General features: G+C 66.9%; 13 protein-coding genes. 3 read left to right on the forward strand and 10 right to left on the reverse strand.

The genetic code is table 11. The annotated features are described in order from the left end of the window. Window positions 1-99: 99 nt before the first annotated feature. Both CAG33_RS09640 and CAG33_RS09645 read right to left on the reverse strand, forming a co-directional pair. Window positions 100-4,575, reverse strand: coding sequence for a hemagglutinin repeat-containing protein (locus CAG33_RS09640; protein WP_085638114.1), 4,476 nt, complete (start codon window positions 4,573-4,575; stop codon window positions 100-102). Between the two features lie 98 nt (window positions 4,576-4,673). Then, window positions 4,674-6,401, reverse strand: coding sequence for a ShlB/FhaC/HecB family hemolysin secretion/activation protein (locus tag CAG33_RS09645; RefSeq protein ID WP_085638117.1), 1,728 nt, complete (start codon window positions 6,399-6,401; stop codon window positions 4,674-4,676). A gap of 401 nt (window positions 6,402-6,802) precedes the next feature. Here CAG33_RS09645 and CAG33_RS09650 point away from each other — a divergent pair, with 401 nt between their 5' ends. Both CAG33_RS09650 and CAG33_RS09655 read left to right on the forward strand, forming a co-directional pair. After that, the gene (locus CAG33_RS09650) at window positions 6,803-7,924 is read left to right on the forward strand and encodes an HlyD family secretion protein (RefSeq protein WP_085577516.1); all 1,122 of its coding nucleotides are present in this window, start codon (window positions 6,803-6,805) and stop codon (window positions 7,922-7,924) included. Then, complete coding sequence (locus CAG33_RS09655) at window positions 7,921-9,513, forward strand: DHA2 family efflux MFS transporter permease subunit (RefSeq protein WP_085631422.1); 1,593 nt, start codon at window positions 7,921-7,923, stop codon at window positions 9,511-9,513. The genes CAG33_RS09650 and CAG33_RS09655 overlap by 4 nt, the downstream gene beginning before the upstream one ends. A gap of 76 nt (window positions 9,514-9,589) precedes the next feature. Here CAG33_RS09655 and CAG33_RS09660 read toward each other — a convergent pair whose 3' ends face one another. The 3 genes from CAG33_RS09660 to CAG33_RS09670 form a co-directional block, all read right to left on the reverse strand. Continuing rightward, window positions 9,590-10,030, reverse strand: a complete 441-nt coding sequence (locus tag CAG33_RS09660; protein ID WP_085577518.1) for a carboxymuconolactone decarboxylase family protein — start codon at window positions 10,028-10,030, stop codon at window positions 9,590-9,592. A 96-nt stretch (window positions 10,031-10,126) separates the two neighbouring features. Beyond that, window positions 10,127-11,569 carry a mechanosensitive ion channel family protein gene (locus tag CAG33_RS09665; RefSeq protein WP_085577519.1) on the reverse strand — a complete coding sequence of 481 codons (1,443 nt, stop codon included), beginning with the start codon at window positions 11,567-11,569 and terminating at the stop codon, window positions 10,127-10,129. A 395-nt stretch (window positions 11,570-11,964) separates the two neighbouring features. Then, window positions 11,965-12,831: a pirin family protein gene (locus CAG33_RS09670; RefSeq protein ID WP_085577520.1), complete on the reverse strand. Its 867-nt coding sequence runs from the start codon at window positions 12,829-12,831 to the stop codon at window positions 11,965-11,967. Window positions 12,832-13,053: 222 nt separating this feature from the next. Between CAG33_RS09670 and dkgB the strand changes: the two genes are divergently transcribed. Beyond that, window positions 13,054-13,857 carry a 2,5-didehydrogluconate reductase DkgB gene (dkgB, locus tag CAG33_RS09675; protein ID WP_085638120.1) on the forward strand — a complete coding sequence of 268 codons (804 nt, stop codon included), beginning with the start codon at window positions 13,054-13,056 and terminating at the stop codon, window positions 13,855-13,857. Between the two features lie 4 nt (window positions 13,858-13,861). Here dkgB and CAG33_RS09680 read toward each other — a convergent pair whose 3' ends face one another. From CAG33_RS09680 to mgtA, 5 genes are all read right to left on the reverse strand, one after another. After that, window positions 13,862-17,068 (reverse strand): ATP-binding protein, encoded by a 3,207-nt coding sequence (locus CAG33_RS09680; RefSeq protein WP_085638123.1) that lies wholly within the window; start codon window positions 17,066-17,068, stop codon window positions 13,862-13,864. A gap of 10 nt (window positions 17,069-17,078) precedes the next feature. Then, entirely contained in the window at window positions 17,079-17,705 is a 627-nt protein-coding gene (locus tag CAG33_RS09685) for a response regulator transcription factor (protein ID WP_085577523.1), read from the reverse strand. A 145-nt stretch (window positions 17,706-17,850) separates the two neighbouring features. Next, entirely contained in the window at window positions 17,851-18,243 is a 393-nt protein-coding gene (locus tag CAG33_RS09690) for a hypothetical protein (RefSeq protein ID WP_085577524.1), read from the reverse strand. 129 nt (window positions 18,244-18,372) lie between these two features. Beyond that, window positions 18,373-19,089 carry an MgtC/SapB family protein gene (locus tag CAG33_RS09695; protein ID WP_085631416.1) on the reverse strand — a complete coding sequence of 239 codons (717 nt, stop codon included), beginning with the start codon at window positions 19,087-19,089 and terminating at the stop codon, window positions 18,373-18,375. Window positions 19,090-19,318: 229 nt separating this feature from the next. Then, on the reverse strand, window positions 19,319-22,018 hold the full coding sequence (gene mgtA, locus CAG33_RS09700) for a magnesium-translocating P-type ATPase (RefSeq protein ID WP_085638128.1): 2,700 nt from the start codon (window positions 22,016-22,018) through the stop codon (window positions 19,319-19,321). Window positions 22,019-22,319 lie beyond the last annotated feature (301 nt).

Consider the following 22,319-nt stretch of genomic DNA (forward strand, 5'->3'; position numbering starts at 1 on the left):
CATGCTTGTCGTTTGGGTTGAGGTCTGAAGAATGCAGGAGCGAGCAAGCTCGCTCCTGCAGGGTTGGACGGTGGATAGGGCTCATCCACCATGGGGGCTTCAGCCGCGTTCGTCGATGCCGGCCTGCAGCGTCTGGCTGTCGAAATGACCGCTGACGGTGACCGGGCCGGCTTTCAGCGTGCCGTTCTCAACCGAGACCTTCGGTGCGTTCTCTTCAGCCTTGTGCGGCAGGGTCAGGCCGGCCTTGACCCCGTAGTCGCGGTTGTCCAGATCCGTCTTGCCGACCGGCGAGCCGCCCAGGTGCACCCGGCCGCCCGCCGCCGAGACCCGCGCGCCGGTCAGTTGCGTGGCGCCGCCGACGTTCAGGTTCACGCCTTGCTGGCCGCTGATGCCGGACGCCTGGCCGACGCTGTCCTTATGGGCGTATTCGCCCTGGGCGGTGAGGGTCGGCTTGTAGTCGGTGCCGGCCAGTTCCTTCTTGTCGCTCGGCGGGTTCTTCTTGCCGGTCAGGCCCAGATCCACATCGACCTTGGCGTGGTTCTGCGTGTCCTGGCGGCTTTCGACGGTCAGGTCACCGGCAACGTTGCCGCCGACGGTCTTGCCCTCGACCTGCGCACCGCTCAGACGGGCGTCGCCCGCGCTGTTCAACACCACCGCATCGGCCTTGATCCGGCTGTTCTGCTGCGTGGTGCCCTGAACATAGTCCACGCCCACCTTGGCCCCGGCGTTGAAGCCGTGGTCGCTGGTGGCCTTCTCATCGGCGGCGGTCGGTGTGCTTTGGCTGAGGTTGCCGCCGGCGTTCAGGGCGACGTTCCAGTTGTTGCGGCTGTCGCTGGACTGCGCGGATTCCAGCGCGATGCCGCCCTTGCCGGCGTCGAGGCTCACGCTCGGCGCGCCGACCTGGGTGCCTTGCTGGCGCACCGAATCGCCGCTCAGGGCGATGCTGGTCTGGCTGTCAAGCTGGCCGCCCTTGAGGGTCTGGGTGTTCTCGTTCACCCGGCCGATGTTGAAGTTGCCGCTGAGGTTGCCACCCTGATCGCGGCTCTTCTCGCTGCTGGTCTTGCTGCCGCCCGCCTTCAGGCCGCCGCCGAGGTTGCCGCCGGTGGCGACGTGGGTGTCGGTGGCCGCTTGCAGGTCGAGGGTGCCGCCGGCCTTCAGGTCGATGGCGCCTGCGCTGTCGATCTTCGCGCCTTGCTGGACCTGGTTGCCGCCGCTGGTGAACTGCACAGGGCCGTTGCCCTGGACGCTCGCCACACGGGCCTGGCTGTCGTTGACCTGCTTGCCGGTGTGGTCGAGCTGGAACCCGGCGCCGAGATCGACGTTGGTGCCGTCGGTGCCCGGCAAGGTGCCGACGGTCAGCGAGCCGTTGCCGCGCAGGCTGGAAGTGTCGCTGCCCTGACGGTCGTTGGCCTGGTTCAGGGCCAGGTCGCCGCCGGTCTTGACGCTGACGCCGCCCTGGCCGCCGTCGAAGCGGCTGCCCTCGAACTGCGCGTCGCCGCGCACGTTGATGTTCACGCCCTGGCTGCCGGCATAGCCGCCGACCACCGCCGTGGCGCTGTCCTTGCGGGTCTGGCTGCTGCCGCCGGCGCCGCTGCCGGCGACGTTCACGTCTTCGCCGGTCTTGGTGTAGACGCGCACATCGACCTTGGCGTCCACCGCCTTGTCGCTGCTGCTGCGGGTATCGGCGGCCGCGTCGGCCACCAGTTTGTCCGCGCCGATGTTCACCTTGCCGGCGCTTGCGTTGTATTGGGTGCCTTGGTCCTTCAGCGTGCCGGCGACGTTCACGTCCACGGTGGCGCCGTCGAAGCGACTGACCACGGCGGTGCTGCCCTGCTCGGTCTTGCCGGCGCTGGCGTGGCCCACCGCGACATCGATGCCGACGTTCGGCTGCCCGAGGTTGCTCAGGGCGTCCTTGTCCGGCACCTTGCCGGCGAGCACGTCCTTGACCGCTGCGACGACCGGCCGGGCGATGTCCTTGTACTCGACGTTGGCGCCGATGTCCGCCGACCAGTGGCTCTCGTCGTGGGTGCTGCTGGAGGTGTTGCCGGCCGCACGGTTGTCCACCTCGTTGGCGACCACGTTCAGGCCGTTGCCGGACTTGAGCTGCGCGCCTTCGGTGACGAGTGTGCCGGCATTGATGGTCAGGCCGCCGCTGCTCTGCACGCCGGTGGTCTGCGCGGTGGTTTTGCGGGTGGCGTCGTGCGCCGTGTCGCGGGCGAAGTCGATGCCGCTGCCGGCGCGGTCAAGGCCGCCGGTGTAGTAGAAGCCGCCGCCGGTGTTGGCGGTGTCGGTGGAGGTCTGGTGGCTGTCCTGCTCCGCCAGCAGCGACACATTCTTGCCGCTGAGGGTCGTATCGCCTGCGGTGGATTTCACCTCGCCGCCCTTGACCGTCAGGTCGCCGCCGGCCTTCACCTGCACGGTGCCGCCGGTGAGGCTTGCGCCCTGCTGGCTGACATCGTTGGCGGTGACGGTCTTCTGCTTGTCTTCGTAATGAATGCCGGCACGGTACTGCCCGGCGTCCGGCGCGTTCTCTTTGGCGTAGGCGTCGAAGCCGCGGGTCTGGGTGCTGTCGCTGCGCTCGCGGGTGTCTTGCGCAGCCTTCACGTTCACATCGCCCGCCGCGTCGGCGGTCAGCGCGGCGCCGGCCTTGACCGAGGCGCCGGCGACTTCGATGTCCTTGGCGCTCTTGAGCTTGAGGTTGCTGTCGGACACCAGTTCGCTGCGCACCGTGGTGCTGTCCTTGGCGTTCTGCCGGGACTCGTCCTTGGTGATGCCGAAGAACTTGCTGTCCTTGTCGTGGCTGTTGCTGTGGGAGGTGTCCTGCACGCCATCGACAATCAGCGAACCGCTGTCGCTGATCACGCTGGCATCGGTGCCGCCGCGCACCTGACTGGCGCTGATGCGCACGTCGTCGGCCTTGACCGTCAGTTTGCCGCTCGCGTTGACCTTGCTGCCCTGGTGGCGGGTCTGGCCCTTGTCGGCGTCGCCGGTCTTGCCGAAGAAGCCGCCGCCCACCAGATCGCCCGCGTAGCGGTTGTCGCTGCTGCGGTCGGTGCGGCTGGCGGTGGTGATGTCCACTTGTTTGCCGGCCAGTTGCAGGTCGCCCCGGCTGGTCAGCTCTGCCCCTTCGGAGCGCAGCAGCGCGGCGGTCTGCAGGGCGATGTTGCCGCCCGTCAATTGACTGGTGACGCTGCGCTGGGTCTCGCTGCTGCTGTCCCAGTCGGCCTTCCACAGGTGCTTGCGGTGCTTGCCTTGGTCGGTCTGCACGTGGCGCTCGGTGGCGGCGGTCAGGCGCAGGTCGCCACCGCTCTGCACGCTCAGGTCACCGGTCGCTTCGACCTTGGCGGCGTTCAGTTCGGTGTCCTTGCCGGACGACAGTTGCGCATCGCGGCTGGCGACGATCTGGCTGCCGTGCTGGCGCGAATCGCTGTCGGTGCGGGTGCGTTCGTAGGTTTCCCAGGTGATGCCGATGGTGTTGTTGCTCCAGTTCTCACGCTGTTCCTGGAGCTTGCGGCTTTCCACGGTGGTGAGGGTCAGGTTGCGGTTGGCGTCGACCTTCACGTCGCGGCCGCTGACATCGGCGGCAGCCAGGGTCAGGTCCTTGCCGCTGTGCAGGCCGACATCGCCCTGGCTGCTGCGAATGCCGGCACGGGTCACGTCGAGGCTGTCGGCGACGGCCTGCCCGCTGACGCTCAGGTCGCCGGCCGAACGGATCTGCACGCCGTCGCGCCCGGCCACCTGCACCCCCCCCACCTTCACGCCGGCGCCTTCGGCGGTGCTGACGATATTGATGCGCCCGGCCTGCATCGCGCCGAACAGGCTGGCGTCGATCCGCTGGTCGGCGGTGTGGCCGCTCGGGTCCACGGTCTTCACCTGGCCGCTGGCGTAATCCACCTGGTTGCGTCCGACGGTGACGTTCAATTGGTCACGGGCGCTGAGGTTGCCCTGGCTGTCGATGCGCGGGGCGATCAGGTTCACCGAACCTTCGCCGTTGCGCAGGCCGCCGGCCTGGATCTGCAACTGGCCGCTGGCGTCGCGGGTGTTCAGCGATTGCAGCTTGCCGTCGTTCAGCTCCGGACGGCCGACCACCAGGCTGGCGTTCGGCGCGTTGATGAAACTGCCGCCGTTGACCGAGATGCCGTTGGGGTTGGCCAGCACGTAATCGGCGGCGCGGCCGAAGATTTCCTGGGCGCCGTTGATGGCCGACGGGTTGCGGCTGATCACTTCGTTGAGGATCACGCTCGCGGCCTGGCCCTGCAGTTGCGGGTTGGCCGCCAGTTGCCCGGCGAGCTGCGATTGCCCGGCCTGCAGGGCGTTGTTCAGCACCACGCCCTGGCGGTCGACGTTGTAGTCCAGGAACTGGTTGTGCGACAGGCCCGAGCCGTTGGGCGCGACGATGTTGACGATGGGCACACCGCCCTGGGTCTGCAATTGCGCGGTGCCGCCGGGGCCGGGGGCGACCACCACGCCGCCGGCCAGGGCGCTGGGCAGGTGGGCGGCGAGGAACAGGCTGGCGATGGCCCAGCGCAATTGGCCCCGGGGCGAAAGGTTGAATGCGAAGGTGTGTGCTGGCATAAAAACGTCTCCATGTAAGTACGGCATCACGTCGCGCGTTTTGGTCTTGGCCGGGGCTGTCGCGCTCAGATCCGTCGGCTGTGGGTTCACTGCGTTGTTCATATCTGCACCCCCACCCGCATCAGCCAGGCGTCGGGCTCATGGGGCAAACCGCTGGGGGTGTTGAGGTTGCGCTGGTAATCGACGTCCACCTGCAGGTTCTTCCAGCCCAGATTGAGGCCGACGCTGGCGCCGCTCAGGCGTTGGCCCGGCGCGCCGTGGTCGGCCTTGATCCAGCCGTGGTCGAGCCCCAGGCGCGGGGTGACCTGCACAGGCCCGCCCGTGGCCAGCGGCAGGCGCAGGGTGTTGCGCCAGATCGCGCCGCTGGCGCCGGACGCGCTGGCGACCCGGTAACCGCGCACGGCGGAATCGTCGGTGCCGAGCATCTGTTCGATGGCCGGCAAGGGGTCGGGGCTGTATTGCAGGTTGAGCTGGCTCTGCCATTGCCAGGCCTGATCGCCGAGCCGGCCGTTGCGCCATTGGCTGAGACCGGCGCGGTACTTGCGAAACTGCGCCTTGGGCAGGTTGCTGACCTGGCGCGCGCCGTCATCGTCGGCACCGAACCAGCGCAGGCCCTGGGCATAGTTGACGTCCAGGTTCCACACCGCGCGGTCGAGCCAGAACAGGTTGAGCCCGGCTTCGGCCACGGTCAGCGTCGGGCTCTGGATGCCCAGGCGCGCGTCCGCCAGGTAACTGTCGACGTCCTTGTGGGCCAGTTGCAGGTTGGCGCTGAGCTGGTGGCTCTGGTCGCGCCAGAGCACGCGGTCGGCGCGCAGGCTGAGCTGGTCGGTGATGCCGGTGCTGTACAGGGTCGTCGTGCTGAGCTTGAACGGCGCCCGGTACTCGGCGTGGCTGGCGAACGCGCTGTAGGTCCAGTAGCCGTAGGGAATCGCGTAGTACAGGCTGGCGTTGCGGCTGTAGCGGTCACCCCGGTTGAGGGTGTCGCTGGCGCTGAGGCTCAACAGGTCGTTGAGCTCCAGCGGGCTGTCGAGGCTCAGGCTGACGGTGTTGCGGTCGCGCCCGGTGCTGGCGCTGCCGAGGTTGTCGGCGCCCAGCCCCAGGGCCCAGCGCGATTGCCCGGCGCTGCGCGAACGCAGGACGATCCGCGAAGCGCCGGGCTGGCTGCCGGGGGCGATGTCGGCGGTCAGGTCCACCGACCGCAGGCGGTTCAGTTGGTCCAGCCCTTGCTCCAGGTCACGCAGGTTCAGCGGCTTGCCGAGCATGTGGGGAAAGGCGCCGCCCAGCGACACCGGCAGGCTCTGGTCGGCCAGTTCGATGGATTCGACGTAGCCCTCGTCGACCAGGATGTCCAGCGACTGCCCCGCCGCCGGCGCACTGCTCAAATAGGGACGGCTGGCGATGTAGCCCTGCTCGACGTAGATCGCGGTGATGTTCGCCAGCAGGTGATTGATCTGGTTGACGCCCATGCACGGCGCCAGCAGCGGTTTGATCCGCGCATTGAGCGCGTCCCTGTCGATCAGGGTGACGCCGCCGATGCGCGTGCCGCTCAGGGGCCAGCAGCGTTCGTCGGGGGTGACGGGTTGGGCGGTGGCCGTAGAGGCCGGCGCCGGGCCGAACGCGCCACGTTCCAGTTGCCGGCGCCGTTGTTCCAGTTGCAGCTGTTGCAGGTCGCGCTGTTGCTGTTGCTGCTGACGCAGCGCTTCCTGGCCGGCGGACGCCGGTTCGGCAGCCCCGGCCGGGAAGGCGCACACGCCCAACACAAAAGCCGACAACAACGGGCGACGCAGGGAACGGCAACGGGAAACAGCGCGGAACGAATACGGCACTCAACTTCCTTGCAATCATCAAATGGCGTAATGCCACTTCATCAATGTTCGTGATAGTCGGAGCCCTCCTACGCAAATGCAAGACGCTTCCTACAGTGGTTACATTTCTTAAACAATTCAGTGATTTGCCGTCATCGACCGTAATCACGGAGGGATCTGCGTACCCTCAGGGTTTCCCTGAGGGCCTGATGCGGGGCTCGAAGCAGCGCTCAAAGGGTGTTGAGCGATTGGCGGGATTCGTCATTGCGGCGGCGGCATGCTCCATTGCCTGAGGCGTTTGCCCGTGGGGCGAACCGGTCGGGTGACCACCTGACGGCCGGCAACAGAAATGAATTGCCACAAAATATTACCTACGTCATATTACCGTCGTAATAACAGCCCGCTTCCACAGGTACATTCCCATGACCAGCATGCCCACCGTCGAACCCGACCTCGCCGTCCCGGTCGGCGCCGCCCGATCGCCCCTGCTCAAGCGCCTGCTGTTGCCCGCCGCCGGGATCGCCGTCCTGGCGTTCGCCGGACTGTACGCCGCCCATTGGTGGAGCGCCGGGCGATTCCTGGAGGAGACCGACGATGCCTACATCGGCGGCGACGTCACGGTGATCGGGCCGAAGGTCTCCGGCTACATCGAAGAAGTGCTGGTCAGCGACAACCAACCGGTCAAGGCCGGTGACGTATTGATTCGTCTCGACTCGCGGGACTACCGCGCCAGCCTGGCCAAGGCCGAAGGTGCGGTCGCCGCCGAAGAGGCGCTGCTGGCCAACCTCGACGCCACCGAACAACTGCAGCAAGCCGTGATCGGCCAGGCCCGCGCCGGCATCGACGCCGCCGGTGCCGAAACCGCCCGCTCGCGGGACGACAACGCACGCTACAAGCGGCTGGTGAGCAGCAACGCCGTCTCGGTGGAAAGCGCGCAACGGGCCGACGCCACCTTCAAGACCGCCCAGGCCCAGAGCGCTCGCGCCCAGGCCGAACTGCTCGCCGCGCAGCGCCAGCTCTCGGTCATCGAAACCCGCAAGCAGCAGGCCCGCGCCGCGTTGATGCAGGCGAAGGCCGAACGCGACCTGGCGCAACTGAACTTAGGCTACACCGAGCTGCGTGCGCCGGTGGACGGCGTGATCGGCAACCGCCGCGCCCGGGTCGGCGCCTATGCCCAGGCGGGTTCGCAGCAGTTGTCGGTGGTGCCGGCCAGCGGCCTGTGGGTGGACGCCAACTTCAAGGAAGACCAGCTGGCCCGGATGAAACCCGGCCAGCGCGTGAGCATCCGCGCCGACGTGCTGTCCGGGCAGGAGTTCCACGGTCGCCTCGACAGCCTCGCCCCGGCCACCGGTTCGCAGTTCAGCGTGCTGCCGCCGGAGAACGCCACCGGCAACTTCACCAAGATCGTCCAGCGGGTGCCGGTGCGGATCCTGCTCGACCCCGCCGACGGCGTGCTCGGCCACCTGCGGCCGGGGCTGTCGGTGACCGCCGAGGTCGACACCCGCGCCCGGCCCGACACCGCCGCCGTGGCCAGTGCGCCATGAGCCGCGCCCAGGCCGTCCTCGCGCCCGCGTTCAATGCCGCCGACATGGCGACGGCGACCAAGGTGTTCGCCTTCGCCACGATGTGCATCGGCATGTTCATCGCGCTGCTGGACATCCAGATCGTCTCGGCCTCCCTGCGCGACATCGGCGGCGGGCTGTCCGCCGGCACCGACGAGACGGCGTGGGTGCAGACCAGCTACCTGATCGCCGAAATCATCGTGATTCCGCTGTCGGGCTGGCTGTCCCGGGTGTTTTCCACTCGCTGGCTGTTCTGCGCCTCGGCGGTCGGCTTCACCCTCGCCAGCCTGCTGTGCGGCATCGCCTGGAACATCCAGAGCATGATCGCGTTCCGGGCGCTGCAGGGTTTCCTGGGCGGTTCGATGATCCCGCTGGTGTTCACCACGGCGTTCTTTTTCTTCACCGGCAAGCAACGGGTCATCGCGGCCGCGACCATCGGCGCCGTGGCCTCGCTGGCGCCGACGCTGGGCCCGGTGATCGGCGGCTGGATCACCGACCTGTCGTCCTGGCACTGGCTGTTCTACATCAACCTGCTGCCGGGGATCTTCGTCGCCGTGGCGGTGCCGATGCTGGTGAAGATCGACCGGCCGGAACTGTCGCTGCTCAAGGGCGCGGACTACCCGAGCATGATCCTGCTGGCGCTGTTTCTCGGCTGCCTTGAGTACACCCTCGAAGAAGGCCCGCGCTGGAACTGGTTCAGCGACCGCACCATCCTCACCACCGCGTGGATCAGCGGCCTGGCCGGCCTGGCCTTCATCGGCCGCACCTTGCGGGTGGCCAATCCGATCGTCGATCTGCGGGCGCTCAAGGACCGCAACTTCGCCCTGGGCTGCTTCTTTTCGTTCGTCACCGGCATCGGCCTGTTCGCCACCATTTACCTGACGCCGCTGTTCCTCGGCCGGGTGCGCGGCTACAGCGCGCTGGACATCGGCCTGGCGGTGTTCTCCACCGGCGTGTTCCAGATCATGGCGATTCCGCTGTACGCCTTCCTGGCCAACCGCGTGGATCTGCGCTGGATCATGATGGCCGGCCTTGCGCTGTTCGCGCTGTCGATGTGGGAATTCAGCCCGATCACCCACGACTGGGGCGCCGCAGAACTGCTGCTGCCGCAGGCGCTGCGCGGGATCGCCCAGCAACTGGCGGTGCCGCCGGCGGTGACGCTGACGTTGGGCGGCCTCGCGCCGGCACGGCTCAAGCATGCCTCGGGCCTGTTCAACCTGATGCGCAACCTGGGCGGCGCCATCGGCATCGCAGCCTGCGCGACCATCCTCAACGACCGCACCAACCTGCACTTCACCCGGCTGGCGGAGCACCTGAACAGCCGCAACGAAGCGCTGAACCAATGGCTGGGCCAGGTCGGCGGCAACCTCGCCGCGTGGGGGCAGCACGGGGACGCGGGCATGACCGCCAGCCTGCGCCAATTGTGGCTGCTGACCTACCGTGAGGCGCAGACGCAGACCTATGGCGACACGTTTCTGGTGATCATGGTGTGCTTCGGCCTCGCCACGGCGATGGTGCCCTTGATGCGCAAGGTGCTGCCGCCGCCCGCACCGAGTGCCGATGCACATTGAAGGGATACCTGTAGGAGCCAGCCTGCTGGCGATGGCGTCAGTGAAGCCACCGCCGGGCAGGGTCAAGGCAGTCGGATCAGGCCTGCGGGGTCTTGCGGAAACCGACGGCCAGGCGGTTCCAACTGTTGATGGTGCTGATGGCCACGGTCAGGTCGACCATTTCCTTGGGCGAGAACTGGGCGCTGACGGTTTCGTAGTCTTCGTCCGGTGCGTGGGTCAGGCTCAGTTGGGTCAGCGATTCGGTCCACAGCAGGGCGGCGCGCTCGCGGTCGGTGAAGAACGGGGCCTCGCGCCAGGCGGTCACGGCGAACAGCCGACGCGGGGTCTCGCCGCCCTTGATCGCATCGCTGGTGTGCATGTCGATGCAGAACGCACAGCCGTTGATCTGCGAAGCGCGCAGTTTGACCAGTTCGATCAGGCTCTTTTCCAGCGGCAGTTTGGAGACGGCGCTTTCCAGGGCCATCATCGCTTTGAGTGCGTCGGGGGAAGCGGTGTAGAAATCGATGCGGGCTTTCATGGCAGGTTTCCGGGTCAAGTGAATGTGCGGCTACGTTAATCCCGCAGCCCCGGCGCACAAATAGCCAATCCGGCAGAAGTCCGGGTGACCACTGCCTTACGCACGATGCCGCAACCAGTGCAGGAACCCCTTCTTCGGCACCACCGCCGGCACCTCCTGGGTCAGGCTCTTGGCCTTGAGCAGACGGAAATCCAGCAACGCCTTCATGGCGTCGCTGATGTCGTGGCGGGCATCCAGGCAGGGCTTGAGGTAAGCCTTTTCGATACGGTACAGCGTGCAATAGGTCTTGGCCGAGAACGTCGCCGGCAAGGCCGAGTCGCTCAGGATGCCGGCCTCGCCGATCACCTCGCCCGGCCCCATGCGCCCGGACTCGAACGGCGTTCCGTGGCGCAGCAGCGTCACCGAGAGCACGCCGGACTCGATGATCAGCAGATGGTCGCTGACCTGCCCCGCCTCCAGGATCACCTCGCCGGCACGGAAGGTCTGCAGGGTCATGTTCTGGCTGAACGTGTCCTTTTCTTCCTCGCGCAGGGTGGAGAAGATCGGCGAACTCTCCAGCAGGGCCCGGGGCCGCGACAGGTCGGCGGGCGCCAGAGGTTCGACGCTCGACAGCAGGTTGACCCCGGAGGCCTGCAGATGCCGGTACGCCAGGTCGAACAGCTGGTTGCGCACCGAGCGCTTCTCACTCATCGACGCGACGAAGCCGCCGATCTCGTATTCCACGCCGGTGCTGGTGGCGTTCTTCATCGCCACGCTGGGCGCCGGGTCGTCCAACAGGAAGCGGCACCCCTGCACGGCCCGTTCCAGCGCCTCAAGCACCGTGTTGGGCCGCGAATGGGGGCTCACCTGCACGCTGACGGACACCCCGAACATGTTGCTCGGCCGGCTGAAGTTGATGATCTTGGCCTTGGCCGCCAGCGAGTTGGGGATCACCGCCATGCTGCCCTGGGACGTCTGTAGGCGGGTGGCGCGCCAGTCGATGTCGGTGACCCGGCCTTCGGTGCCGTCGATGGAGATCCAGTCATCCAGTTGGTAGGGTTTGGTGGTGTTGAGCACGATGCCGGAGAACACGTCGCTGAGGGTGCTCTGCAATGCCAGGCCGACGATGATCGCCAAGGCGCCGGACGTCGCCAGCACGCCCTTGACCGGCAGGTCGAGCACGTAGGCCAGCGCCGCGATGACCGCGATCAGGAAGATCACGGCCCCGAGCAGATCCTGCAGCAGCCGCCCGGTGTGCCCGACCCGCTGCATCATCGCCGCGCCGATCAGCACCGTCAGGGTGCGCGCGCCGAACAGCCACCAGCCGATCTGCAGGCCGGTCGCCGCCAGGTGCAGCGGCACGTTGTCGGCCCACGGCGCGGTCTCCATCGGGTTGAGGCCTTCGTTGAACAGCAGGATGCTGAACAACGTGAAGATCACCACCCGCACCAGCAGCTTCCACCCGCTGCCGTGGGAGCTGATCAGGCGCCACAGCCCAAGATCGACCAGGATCAGGATCAGCGCGCAAATCAAGGGATGATCGGTGAGCAGTGACAGCATCAAACAACTCCGGCAGAGACCAATCGGCAGAAGATCTCACAGATCGGTTCAGTGTAGGAGCATTTGATTCACGCCATAGAAACTGTAGGCGCCAGCCTGCTGGCGAGGGCGCTGGGTCAGGCACCAGGGATGTCGGCAATGCCGGCCTCATCGCTTGCAGGCAAGCTCCTACAGGATCTTGTGGTGTGCCGGGATTTTGCGGGCACCTGAGATACCTGTGGGAGCGGGCTTGCCCGCGATGGCGGCCTGTCAGCCACCGGAGATGTCGGCTGTGATGGCCCAATCGTTGGCAAGCCAACTCCCACAGGTTTCTGTGGTGTACAGGAATCCTGCGGACACCGGGGATCCCTTGTGGGAGCCAGCCTGCTGGCGATGGCGGTGTTGGCGAACCGGGGTCAGTCCTGCATCCGGCCGAACCGCCCCGACTGGAAATCGGCGAACGCCTGATGGATTTCCGCTTCGCTGTTCATCACGAACGGGCCGTGGCCGACGATGGGCTCGTCGATCGGTTCGCCGCTGAGCAGCAGCACCACCGCGTCGGCGTCAGCCTTGAGCGTCACCTGCCGGCCATCGCGCTCGAACAGCGCCAACTGGCCGACGGCGGCCTGTTCCCGTCCGTTGATCTGCACCGAACCACGCAACACCACCAGGGCGGTGTTGCGCCCTTCGTGCAGGTCCAGGTCCAGCGTCTTCCCGGCGTTCAGCCGGATGTCCCAGACGTCCACCGGCGTGAAGGTGCGCGCCGCGCCCTGGCGGCCGTCGAACTCGCCGGCGATCAAGCGCAGGCGGCCCGCGCCGTCCTTGAGCTCGATGTCGGGAATGTCGCCGTCGAGGATCGTCTGGTAACCGGGCGCCGCCATCTTGTCCTTGGCCGGCAGGTTGACCCACAGCTGCACCATTTCCATCCTGCCGCCGGTGCGGGCGAAGTCCCGGGAATGGAATTCCTCGTGCAGGATCCCGGACGCCGCCGTCATCCACTGCACGTCGCCGGGGCCGATCTTGCCGCCGCTGCCGGTGGAGTCCCGGTGCTCCACTTCACCGTCGTAGACGATGGTCACGGTCTCGAAGCCGCGGTGCGGATGCTGGCCGACGCCGCGCCGCTCATGGGTCGGCGTGAACTCGGCGGGACCTGCGTGATCGAGCAGCAGGAACGGGCTGATGTGCCGGGCCAGGTTGTCGTAGGAAAACAGCGTGCGAACCGGAAATCCGTCGCCCACCCAGTGGCCACGGGGACTGGTGTAAATGCCGATGAGGTCTTTCATGGTGCCTCCCGAAAGGTGGTTTCAATGGATTGATGTTAAATCCGCTACCTATCCGGCACTAGTCAGGCAAAAGCAGCTTCATCGTTCCACACGTAGAACAATGCGTACCCGCACCGCCGATTCGTGACTTGCGCTCAACAGTGCTTTGCCGGGGCAGCGGTTTTTCCCGGGCAGGCCGCCACGGATACTGCGCCCATTCCCTTCGCAACCCTGGAGTCACGCATGTCTGTTCCCGCTTTCGGTCTTGGTACGTTTCGCCTGCAAGGTCAGGTGGTCATCGATTCGGTGAGCACCGCCCTGGAGCTGGGCTACCGGGCCATCGACACCGCCCAGATCTACGAGAACGAAGCCGAGGTCGGCCATGCCATCGCCGTCAGCGGCATCCCCCGTGAAGAGCTGTTCATCACCAGCAAGATCTGGGTCGCCAATTACGCCAAGAACCGCCTGATCGACAGCCTCCGGGAGAGCCTGCGCAAACTGCAGACCGACTACCTCGACCTGACGCTGATCCACTGGCCGTCCCCTGACGATCAAGTGCCGGTGGAGGAATTCATGGGCGCCCTGCTCGAAGCCAAGCGCCTGGGCCTGACCCGCCGGATCGGCGTGTCCAACTTCACCATCGGCCTGCTGAAACAAGCCATCGCGGCGGTCGGCGCCGAGCACATCGCCACCCACCAGATCGAAGTGCATCCGTTCCTGCAGAACCGCAAGGTGATCGCCTTCACCCAGAGCCAGGGCATCCACACCACCTCGTACATGACCCTGGCCTACGGCGAAGCGCTGAAGGATCCGCTGATCCAGCAGATCGCCGAACGGCTGGGCGCCACCCCGGCGCAGGTGACGCTGGCCTGGGCGATGCAGTCAGGTTATGCGGTGATCCCGTCGTCGACCCGGCGCGCCAACCTGCAAAGCAACCTCGGCGCCACGGCCCTGACCCTGAGCGAGGCCGACATGGCCTTGATCGCGACCCTGGACCGCGGCCAGCGCCTGACCAGCCCCGACGGCATCGCCCCCGAGTGGGACTGACCCGCTACCCCTGAAGGTGCTGCGCCAGGCCGTTCATGGCCTGGCGCAGCGATTCGACCGCGCCCGTCAGCGCCACGGTTTCGGCATCGCGGCACGCCTGTTCCAGGGCGTGGCACGCCGCCACGACCTGCCCGGCACCGACCATTTGCGCACCGCCCTTGATGTGATGGGCCAGGTCGCGCAAGCCGCCACGGTCGGACGCCCGGCCCAGGTCATCCAGCCGCTTCAGGTCGTCGCGCAGGCTCTGCAACACCTGGTCGCGCAAGCGCAGGATCAGCCCGCGGTTGTCGCCCGCCAGGCGTTCCAGGGTGCTCAGGTCGAGCGCGGCGGATGCCTGCTCCTGCCCCATGGGTTCTGCACCGGGCTCGGCAACAGACAGCGCCCGGCCCAGGTCGCCCAGGCCGATAGGCTTGAACAGGCAATCATCCATCCCTGAGGCGAGGCAACGCTGTTTTTCCTCGGCCTGGGCGTTGGCGGTGAACCCGAGCAACAAGCAGCGGCGCCGGCCCGTCGCGGCCTCCTCCGCGCGGATCGCCCGCGCCAGTTGATGGCCGCTGAGCCCCGGCAGGTTGATGTCGACGATCAGCACATCGAACGGCTGCCCGCGCCACGCGGCCAGGCCCTGTTCGCCGTCCTCCGCGCCCACGCTCCGGTGCCCGAGCTCGCTCAACTGCCAGCCCAGCAGCAAGCGGTTCACCGGGTGGTCGTCCACCACCAGCACGTTCAGCGGCACCGACGATTCAGCCACCTCCCCATCGGCCTCAGGCGCAGGCAGCGGATCCAGCACCGGAAACTGCAGCAGCGCCCGGACCTGCGTGCCGCGCCCCGGTTCGCTGGCCAGTTGCAGGTCGCCGCCCATCATCCGGCAAAGGTCCCGGCTGATCACCAGCCCCAGGCCGGCACCGCTGCGCACCGGCTGTGCAGCGTCGCGGGCCTGCACGAAAGGACTGAACAGGCGTCGCCGGTCATCGGCGCCGATGCCGATGCCGCTGTCTTCGATGGTCACGCTCAGGGCCAGCCGACGGTCGTGCAGCGACGTCACCCGCAGCACCAGGCTGACCTCACCGTTGGCGGTGAACTTGACCGCGTTGCTCAACAGGTTCGACAGCACTTGCTTGAAGCGCGTGGGGTCGACCAGCACATCGACATCGCTGCGCGGATCCAGCTCGACGTGCCACAGCAGCTGCTTCTGCCGCGCAGGCCCCTCGAACACCCGGCAGACCGAGACCACCAGGCCACGCAGGTTGGCGCGCTGCGGGGCGAGCTCCAGGTGCCCGGACTCGATGCGGGCGATGTCGAGGATGTCGCCGATCAGCGCCAGCAGTTGCTGCCCGGCGCTGGAGGCGATCTCGATGGCCAGGCGATCGGTCACGCCCTCGTCGGCCCGCTTGAGCGCCAGTTCGAGCATGCCGATCAGGGCGTTCATCGGCGTGCGGATCTCATGGCTCATGGTCGCCAGGAACGTGGTCTTGGCCCGGTTGGCCTCGTCGGCCGCCTCCTTGGCCTGCTGCAGCCTGCGCAACCAGCCCTGGCGTTGACGGAGCTGGCGACGCTGCCAGCCGATCCACGCCAGCGCCAGCATCAGCAGGACGGCGGCCGCCGCGAACCCCGAGAGGATTTCCCGGCGATGGCGCTGCCAGTAGCTGTCTTCGACCACCACCCCGTGGCTCCAGCGCTCGACCAGCTCGTCCATCTCCTGGGGCGCAATGCTCAGCAGCGCCTTGTTCAGCAGCGAATGCAGCAACGCCGCGTCCGGCGCCGTGGCCAGCGCGATCCGGGCCGGCTGATCCCCCACTGTGGTGACGATGCGCATGCGCCCCTTGTATTGGCGGGCGATCAGGTAGCGGGCCACCAGCAGCGAGCCCAGCGTCGCGTCCGCCTGCCCGTTGGCGATGGCCGCCATCCCTGCGGCGGGGCTGGCCACGTCGACCAGCCTGATCTGCGGCACCTGCTCGACCAGATAGTCGTGCAAAGGATGGCCACGGTAGATCGCCAGCCGCTTGCCCGCCAGGTCGCCCAACGAACGCAGACGGCCGTCCGCCGCCGCGATCAGCACGAACGGGTTGTTCAGGTAGGCCCGGGTGAACCGCAGTTCCAGCTCCCGCTCGCTGCTCGGCGTCACCACCGGCAGCACATCGAGCTCGCCCGCTTTCAGTTGCGCCATCTGCCGGTCCAGCGACTGCCCCCGCACGATGTCGAACGTCAACCCGGTGCGTTGCCCGATCATATTCAGCAACTGTGCGGTGAGCCCGTGCAGTTGCCCGTCCGCATCAAAGAACGTCAGGGGCGCGAAGTCCTCCACGGCCCCCACCCGCACCACCGGGTGCCCGTCGCGCCACGCCTGTTCGGCGGCGCTCAGGGTGACGCTCGCCTGCCCGCTCATGTCGGCGAGGCCGGCGCTCCAGCGTTGCTCCATCAGCAGCCGCTGTTCGAGGGGAATGGCCGCCAGCGCCCGGTCCACAAGACGCTGCAACCGCCCGTTGCCCCGGGCCAGGGCAAAGCCGAAGGGGTTGGCGTCGAGCCCCGAAGGCCCGGCCAGTTGCAGGTCGTTGCGATAATTGATGTTGATCAGGTAGTTGGCGCTGATGAGGTCCCCCAGGTACAGGTCGTCCTGGCCGAACGCCACCGCACCGAGCGCGTCGAGGATGGCGGGATAGCGCACCAGGGTCGCGGTGGGGTACGCCTTGCGCACGGTCGCCTCCGGCAGGTAGTCCTCGGCCATGGCGATACGCTTGCCGGTCAGGTCCGCCGGCAGTGGCTCGCTGAGCCGGGTCACCCACATGGGCTGGTCTTCGGCGTAGGCGCGGGACAGCACCACTTGCGGGTCGGCCAGCTCGAAAAGGTTGGAGGTGCCGAGCAGGTCGAGCTCGCCGCCCTTGAGCGCCGCCATCGCCCCTGCGCGGTCGCGGTAGCGCTGCACCGTGACCGCGACGCCGAGCAGGCGCCCCAACAGGTCGGCGTAGTCGGCGGTGATGCCTTCCAGCTCATGCCGGTTGCGCGTCAGTTCGAACGGCGGGTAGTCGGCGCCGGACACGCCCACCCGCAGCACGGGGTGCTCGCGCAGCCATTGCCGATCCGCATCGTCCAGGCGGATCGGGGCCGTGTCGGGGCTGCTGCGGGCCAGCACCTCCAGCACCTGCGGCGGCTCGCCTGCCCGAACGTGGGCCGCGACCAGCACCAACGACAGAAGGAAAAGACGCCACGACCCCATGCCAGCCCCCTCAGATCAGTTGGTTGCGCAGGGCGAATTCGCGCAGCAGCACCAGCGACCCCACCCCCAGCTTGGTCATCAGGCGGGTCTTGTAGGTGCTGACAGTCTTGTGGCTCAGGCTCATGCCTTCGGCGATGTCCTTGTTCGCCCGGCCCTGGGCCAACTGCACCAGGATGTGCAGTTCGCGGTCGGAGAGCAGGTCGATCAGCTGTCGCTCGTTGTTCTGCAGCATGCCGCTGCCGGCGGCGAGGTCCGTGGAGCCGGGAAAGTAGGTGTAGCCGGAGCGCACGGCTTTGATGGCGTTGCGCAGTTGGTGCAGGGAATCGGACTTGGTGACATAGGCCATCGCGCCGGCGCGCATGCAGCGCATCTGGTAGTGCGCCGGCTCGTGGGAGGTGAACACCACCACGCGGCAGTCCAGGCCGTTGGCGCGGATGCGCTCCAGCACCTCCAGGCCGCTCATCCCTTTGAGGTTGAGATCGAGGATCACCAGCTCCGGCGAAAGCCTGCGGATCGCCGGCACCGCTTCGACGCCGCTGGCGACCACCTCCACCTGCCTGAAGCCCTCCGACTCCAGGATCAGGCCGAGGGTGGCCCCCACCACCGGGTGATCGTCGACGATGAGCGCTCTCTTCATGACCACTCCCAGTGCAATGTCGGGACGCCGGTGCCACAGGCGTCGCCCGGCTCGGACAGACCCTGGCTGCGCCAAGACTGTTGCACGGGATGCGGGAGGAATCTACCTGTCAGATCTGACAGTTGCGACAAACGGATAACCGTGCTCAAACGCCGACAGCCTGCCCGACCGCCCCCTCGATCTGTGCCATCAGGCGCTCGATCCGGTGGATGTCCGGCAGCTGCGCCTCGCTGATCCCGATGGGCTTGCAGGCAAACCCGGCCACCGTCGACGCCGGCGCGTTGTAGACCAGAGCATGGCGGACACGGGGATTGCCGCACAGGAAGTCCGCCAGGTCCATCGAGCCCGCCGCCAGCCCGGCATTGGCGGCGACCACGTCGAAGGCACCGCAGTCACGCTCGACCAAGGTCAGCAGTTCGGCCAGGTTGCGCACCGGCGCGATGCGAAAGTACCCGAGGCGATTGAACGATCGCTCGAGGGTCATCCGGTGAAAATGCTGCGGATCGGCAATCAGGATGCGCAAGGCTTTTTGGGGCACGGTGGACTTCCCGGTCGGTGTCGGCTTCACGAGGCGCCAAGGTTACGCAAGCGCCACGGAACACTCTGTAGGACTTTTCCGAAAAATCCGGCCACCCATCCGCAGGCCGCACCGCCGCGCGCAGCGACCTCACTCGGTGGTGCTCGGGCTCCAGAAGGCCTGCACCACCAGAGCCGACGTCGAGACCCGCGCCACCAGCGCGTCGAGCTCATCGCCGTCCACCGAGGTGGTGGCCAGCGTCGCCTCGATCTCCACCTCATCGCTGCCGAAGGCATGCACGTCGACGTCGCTGGCCGGGTAGTTGCTGCGTTCCAGTTCCGCCTCGAGCAAGGCCAGCACGGCCTTCTGCTGCGAGCGCCGGGCGATGACGTAGACGATGTTGGTGACTTCCGCCGAGACCACATCCAGCGGCTGGCGGTTGATGTTGTTGACGATCGGCCGCAGCAGCGTGTTGGCCGCCAGCACGAACAGCGTGCCGAGCACCGCCTCGGCCAGCAGGTCCGCCCCGGCGCAGGCCCCCACCGCCGCCGAGGTCCAGAGGGTGGCGGCGGTGTTGAGGCCGCGCACGTTGCCCTCTTCGCGCATGATCACCCCGGCGCCGAGAAAGCCGATGCCCGACACCACGTAGGCGACCACCCGCACCGCCCCTTCGGCGCCGCCGAGGCGGTTGGCCATGTCAACGAAGATCGCCGCGCCCACCGCTACCAGCACATTGGTGCGCAGGCCCGCCGTGCGTTGGCGGTACTGGCGCTCGAAGCCGATCAGGCCGCCGAGGATGAACGCCGCGCTGAGGCTGACCAGGGTGTCGAGCAGCGAGGTCAGGTTGAGGTTATTGATGGCTTGCATGTCCAGCTCCTTGAAAAATCTTCCGTCCGTTGTGGGAGCAGCGGTTCAGTCACCACAGAGGGCGGCTGTGCCGGCCTCATCGCCAGCAGGCTGGCTCCCACAGGTATTTCTGGTGTCTGCAAAATCCCTGCGCACCACAAAACCTGTAGGAGCTTGCCTGCAAGCGATGAGGCCGGCACAGACACCGCAGAGCAAGGAAAAGCCCCTTGCTCCCACAGCGTCCCCAGTCTTACTGCCAGCCGAACCGGCGGATGTAGAAGCCCTTCACCGCCTGGGTCAGGGCCATGTACGCCAGCAGGATCACCGGCAGGAACACGAAGTACAGCGACGGCAGCGCCTGCAGCTTGAAGTAGTTCGCCAAAGGCCCCATCGGCAGGAAGATCCCCACCGCCATGATGATCCCGGTCATCACCAGCAGCGGCAGGGCCGCGCGGCTTTGCAGGAACGGGATCTTCGGCGTGCGGATCATGTGCACGATCAGCGTCTGGGTCAGCAGCCCCACCACGAACCAGCCCGACTGGAACAGGGTCTGGTGGTCCGGGGTGTTGGCATCGAACACGTACCACATCAAGGCGAACGTCGTGATGTCGAAGATCGAACTGATCGGCCCGAAGAACAGCATGAACCGGCCCACATCCGCCGGCTGCCAGCGCTGCGGCTGCTTCAGCATCTCGTCATCGACGTTGTCGAACGGGATGGCGATCTGCGAAATGTCGTAGAGCAGGTTCTGCACCAACAGGTGCATCGGCAGCATCGGCAGGAACGGAATGAACGCACTGGCCACCAGCACCGAGAACACGTTGCCGAAGTTGGAGCTGGCGGTCATCTTGATGTACTTGAGCATGTTGGCGAAGGTGCGCCGCCCTTCGAGCACGCCCTCCTCCAGCACCATCAGGCTCTTTTCCAGCAGGATGATGTCCGCCGCTTCCTTGGCGATGTCCACGGCGCTGTCCACCGAAATGCCGATGTCGGCAGTGCGCAGCGCCGGCGCGTCGTTGATGCCGTCGCCCATGAACCCGACCACATGGCCGTTGCCCTTGAGGATGCGGACGATGCGTTCCTTGTGCGACGGCGTCAGTTTGGCGAACACGTTGGTGGTCTCCACCGCCACCGCCAGTTCGGCATCGCTCATGCGCTCCACGTCGTTGCCCAGCAGCAGGCCTTGCTGGGCGAGGCCCACCTCGCGGCAGATCTTGGCCGTCACCAGTTCGTTGTCGCCGGTCAGCACTTTCACCGCCACGCCATGCTCGGCCAGGGCCTTGAGCGCCGGCGCGGTGCTTTCCTTCGGCGGATCGAGAAACGCCACGTAGCCGATCAGCGTCAGGTCCTGTTCATCGGCCAGGCTGTAGGTGTCGCGCCCCTGAGGCATCGACCGCGCCGCCACCGCCACCACCCGCAGGCCTTCGGCGTTGAACGCAGCGGTCACCTGGCGGATGCGGGCCAGCAGGTCCGCGCTCAGCACGTCGTCGGCTTCGCCGTGGCGCACATGGCTGCACACCGCGAGCACTTCCTCCACCGCGCCCTTGCAGATCAACTGGTGCGGCTGGCCCCGCCCTTCGACCACCACCGACATGCGCCGGCGGTTGAAGTCGAACGGGATCTCATCGACCTTGCGAAACGCCGTGCCGACCTTCAGCTCGCGGTGGACCTCCACATGCTCCAGCACCGCCACGTCCAGCAGGTTCTTGAGGCCGGTCTGGTAGTAGCTGTTCAGGTACGCCATCTCCAGCACGTCGTCGGAGTCCTCGCCCCAGACGTCGACGTTGCGCGCCAGGAAGATCTTGTCCTGGGTCAGGGTGCCGGTCTTGTCGGTGCACAGCACGTCCATGGCGCCGAAGTTCTGGATCGCGTCCAGGCGCTTGACGATGACTTTCTTGCGCGACAGGAACACCGCGCCCTTGGCCAGGGTCGAGGTGACGATCATCGGCAGCATTTCCGGGGTCAGGCCCACAGCGATCGACAGCGCGAACAGCAGCGCCTCGGTCCAGTCGCCCTTGGTGAAGCCGTTGATGAACAGCACCAGTGGCGCCATCACGAACATGAAGCGAATCAACAGCCAACTGACCTTGTTGACGCCTTGCTGGAACGACGTCACCGCCCGGTCGGTGGCCCCGACCCGCTGGGCCAGCGCACCGAAATAGGTGTTGTTGCCGGTGGTCAGGATCACCGCCACCGCCGTGCCGGACACCACGTTGGTGCCCATGAACAGGACGTTGTCCAGTTCCAGCGGGTTGCGCGTGTCGCGGTCCTGCTGGCGCGGGAATTTCTCCACCGGCATCGATTCGCCGGTCATCGCCGCCTGGCTGACGAACAGGTCCTTGGCGCTGAGCACCCGGCAGTCGGCGGGGATCATGTCGCCGGCCGACAGCACGATCAGGTCGCCCGGCACCAGTTGCTTGATCGGCAATTCGATGCGCGGCGCATCCCGACGGATCACCGTGGCGGTGTTGCTCACCATGGCCTTGAGCGCGTCGGCGGCCTGGTTGGATTTGCTTTCCTGCCAGAAGCGCAGCAGGGTCGACAGCACCACCATCGAGAAGATCACGATGGCCGCCTTCAGGTCCTCGGTCAGCCACGAGATCACCGCCAACAGGGTCAGCAGCAGGTTGAACGGGTTCTTGTAGCAGTGCCACAGGTGCGTCCACCACGGCAGCGGCTGTTCGTGCTCGACTTCGTTCAGGCCGTGCTGCGCACGCAGCGCATCGACCTCGAAATCCGTGAGGCCGTCGGCGTGGGTGCCCAGCGACGACAGCAGCGCGCCGCTGTCGCAGTGGGCGGCGTCCACCAGGGTGTTGGCCAGGCTGGGCGGCACTTCACGGCTGACCGTGGTGTCGCTGATCGATTCCAAAAGCGCCAGGCGCCGGAAGTGGCGGGCGATGTGGCGGGTCCGCAGGAAGCCTGCGAAGAATTCCTTGAGCGTCAGTTTCATGGCTGCTACCCCTCTGGTCAGCCGGGAAACCGTCGAGCAGGCACGTCCACGCCCCGGCCGCCGGAAACACCGGCAAGGCAGGGCCTGGCACGCCGGTCAGCCAAGACAGGCGTGTCGATAGGGCTGCGGCGACGACACAAAGGTCACGGCCACGCTCTGTTCAGCGTCGATGAGAAGGACGTCGGGACATGGCCTCAACCGGCCATGATCGGGATGCCGCCGCTCGCTGTTCGGCGAGACAACGGCATCAGGGAATGCGCGTTATCTTGCCGAGAATCTGCCGGTTACCGAGACCGGCCGA

It is taken from the genome of Pseudomonas sp. B3(2017) (genome assembly GCF_002113595.1).
Taxonomy (GTDB): Bacteria; Pseudomonadota; Gammaproteobacteria; order Pseudomonadales; family Pseudomonadaceae; genus Aquipseudomonas; species Aquipseudomonas ekonensis.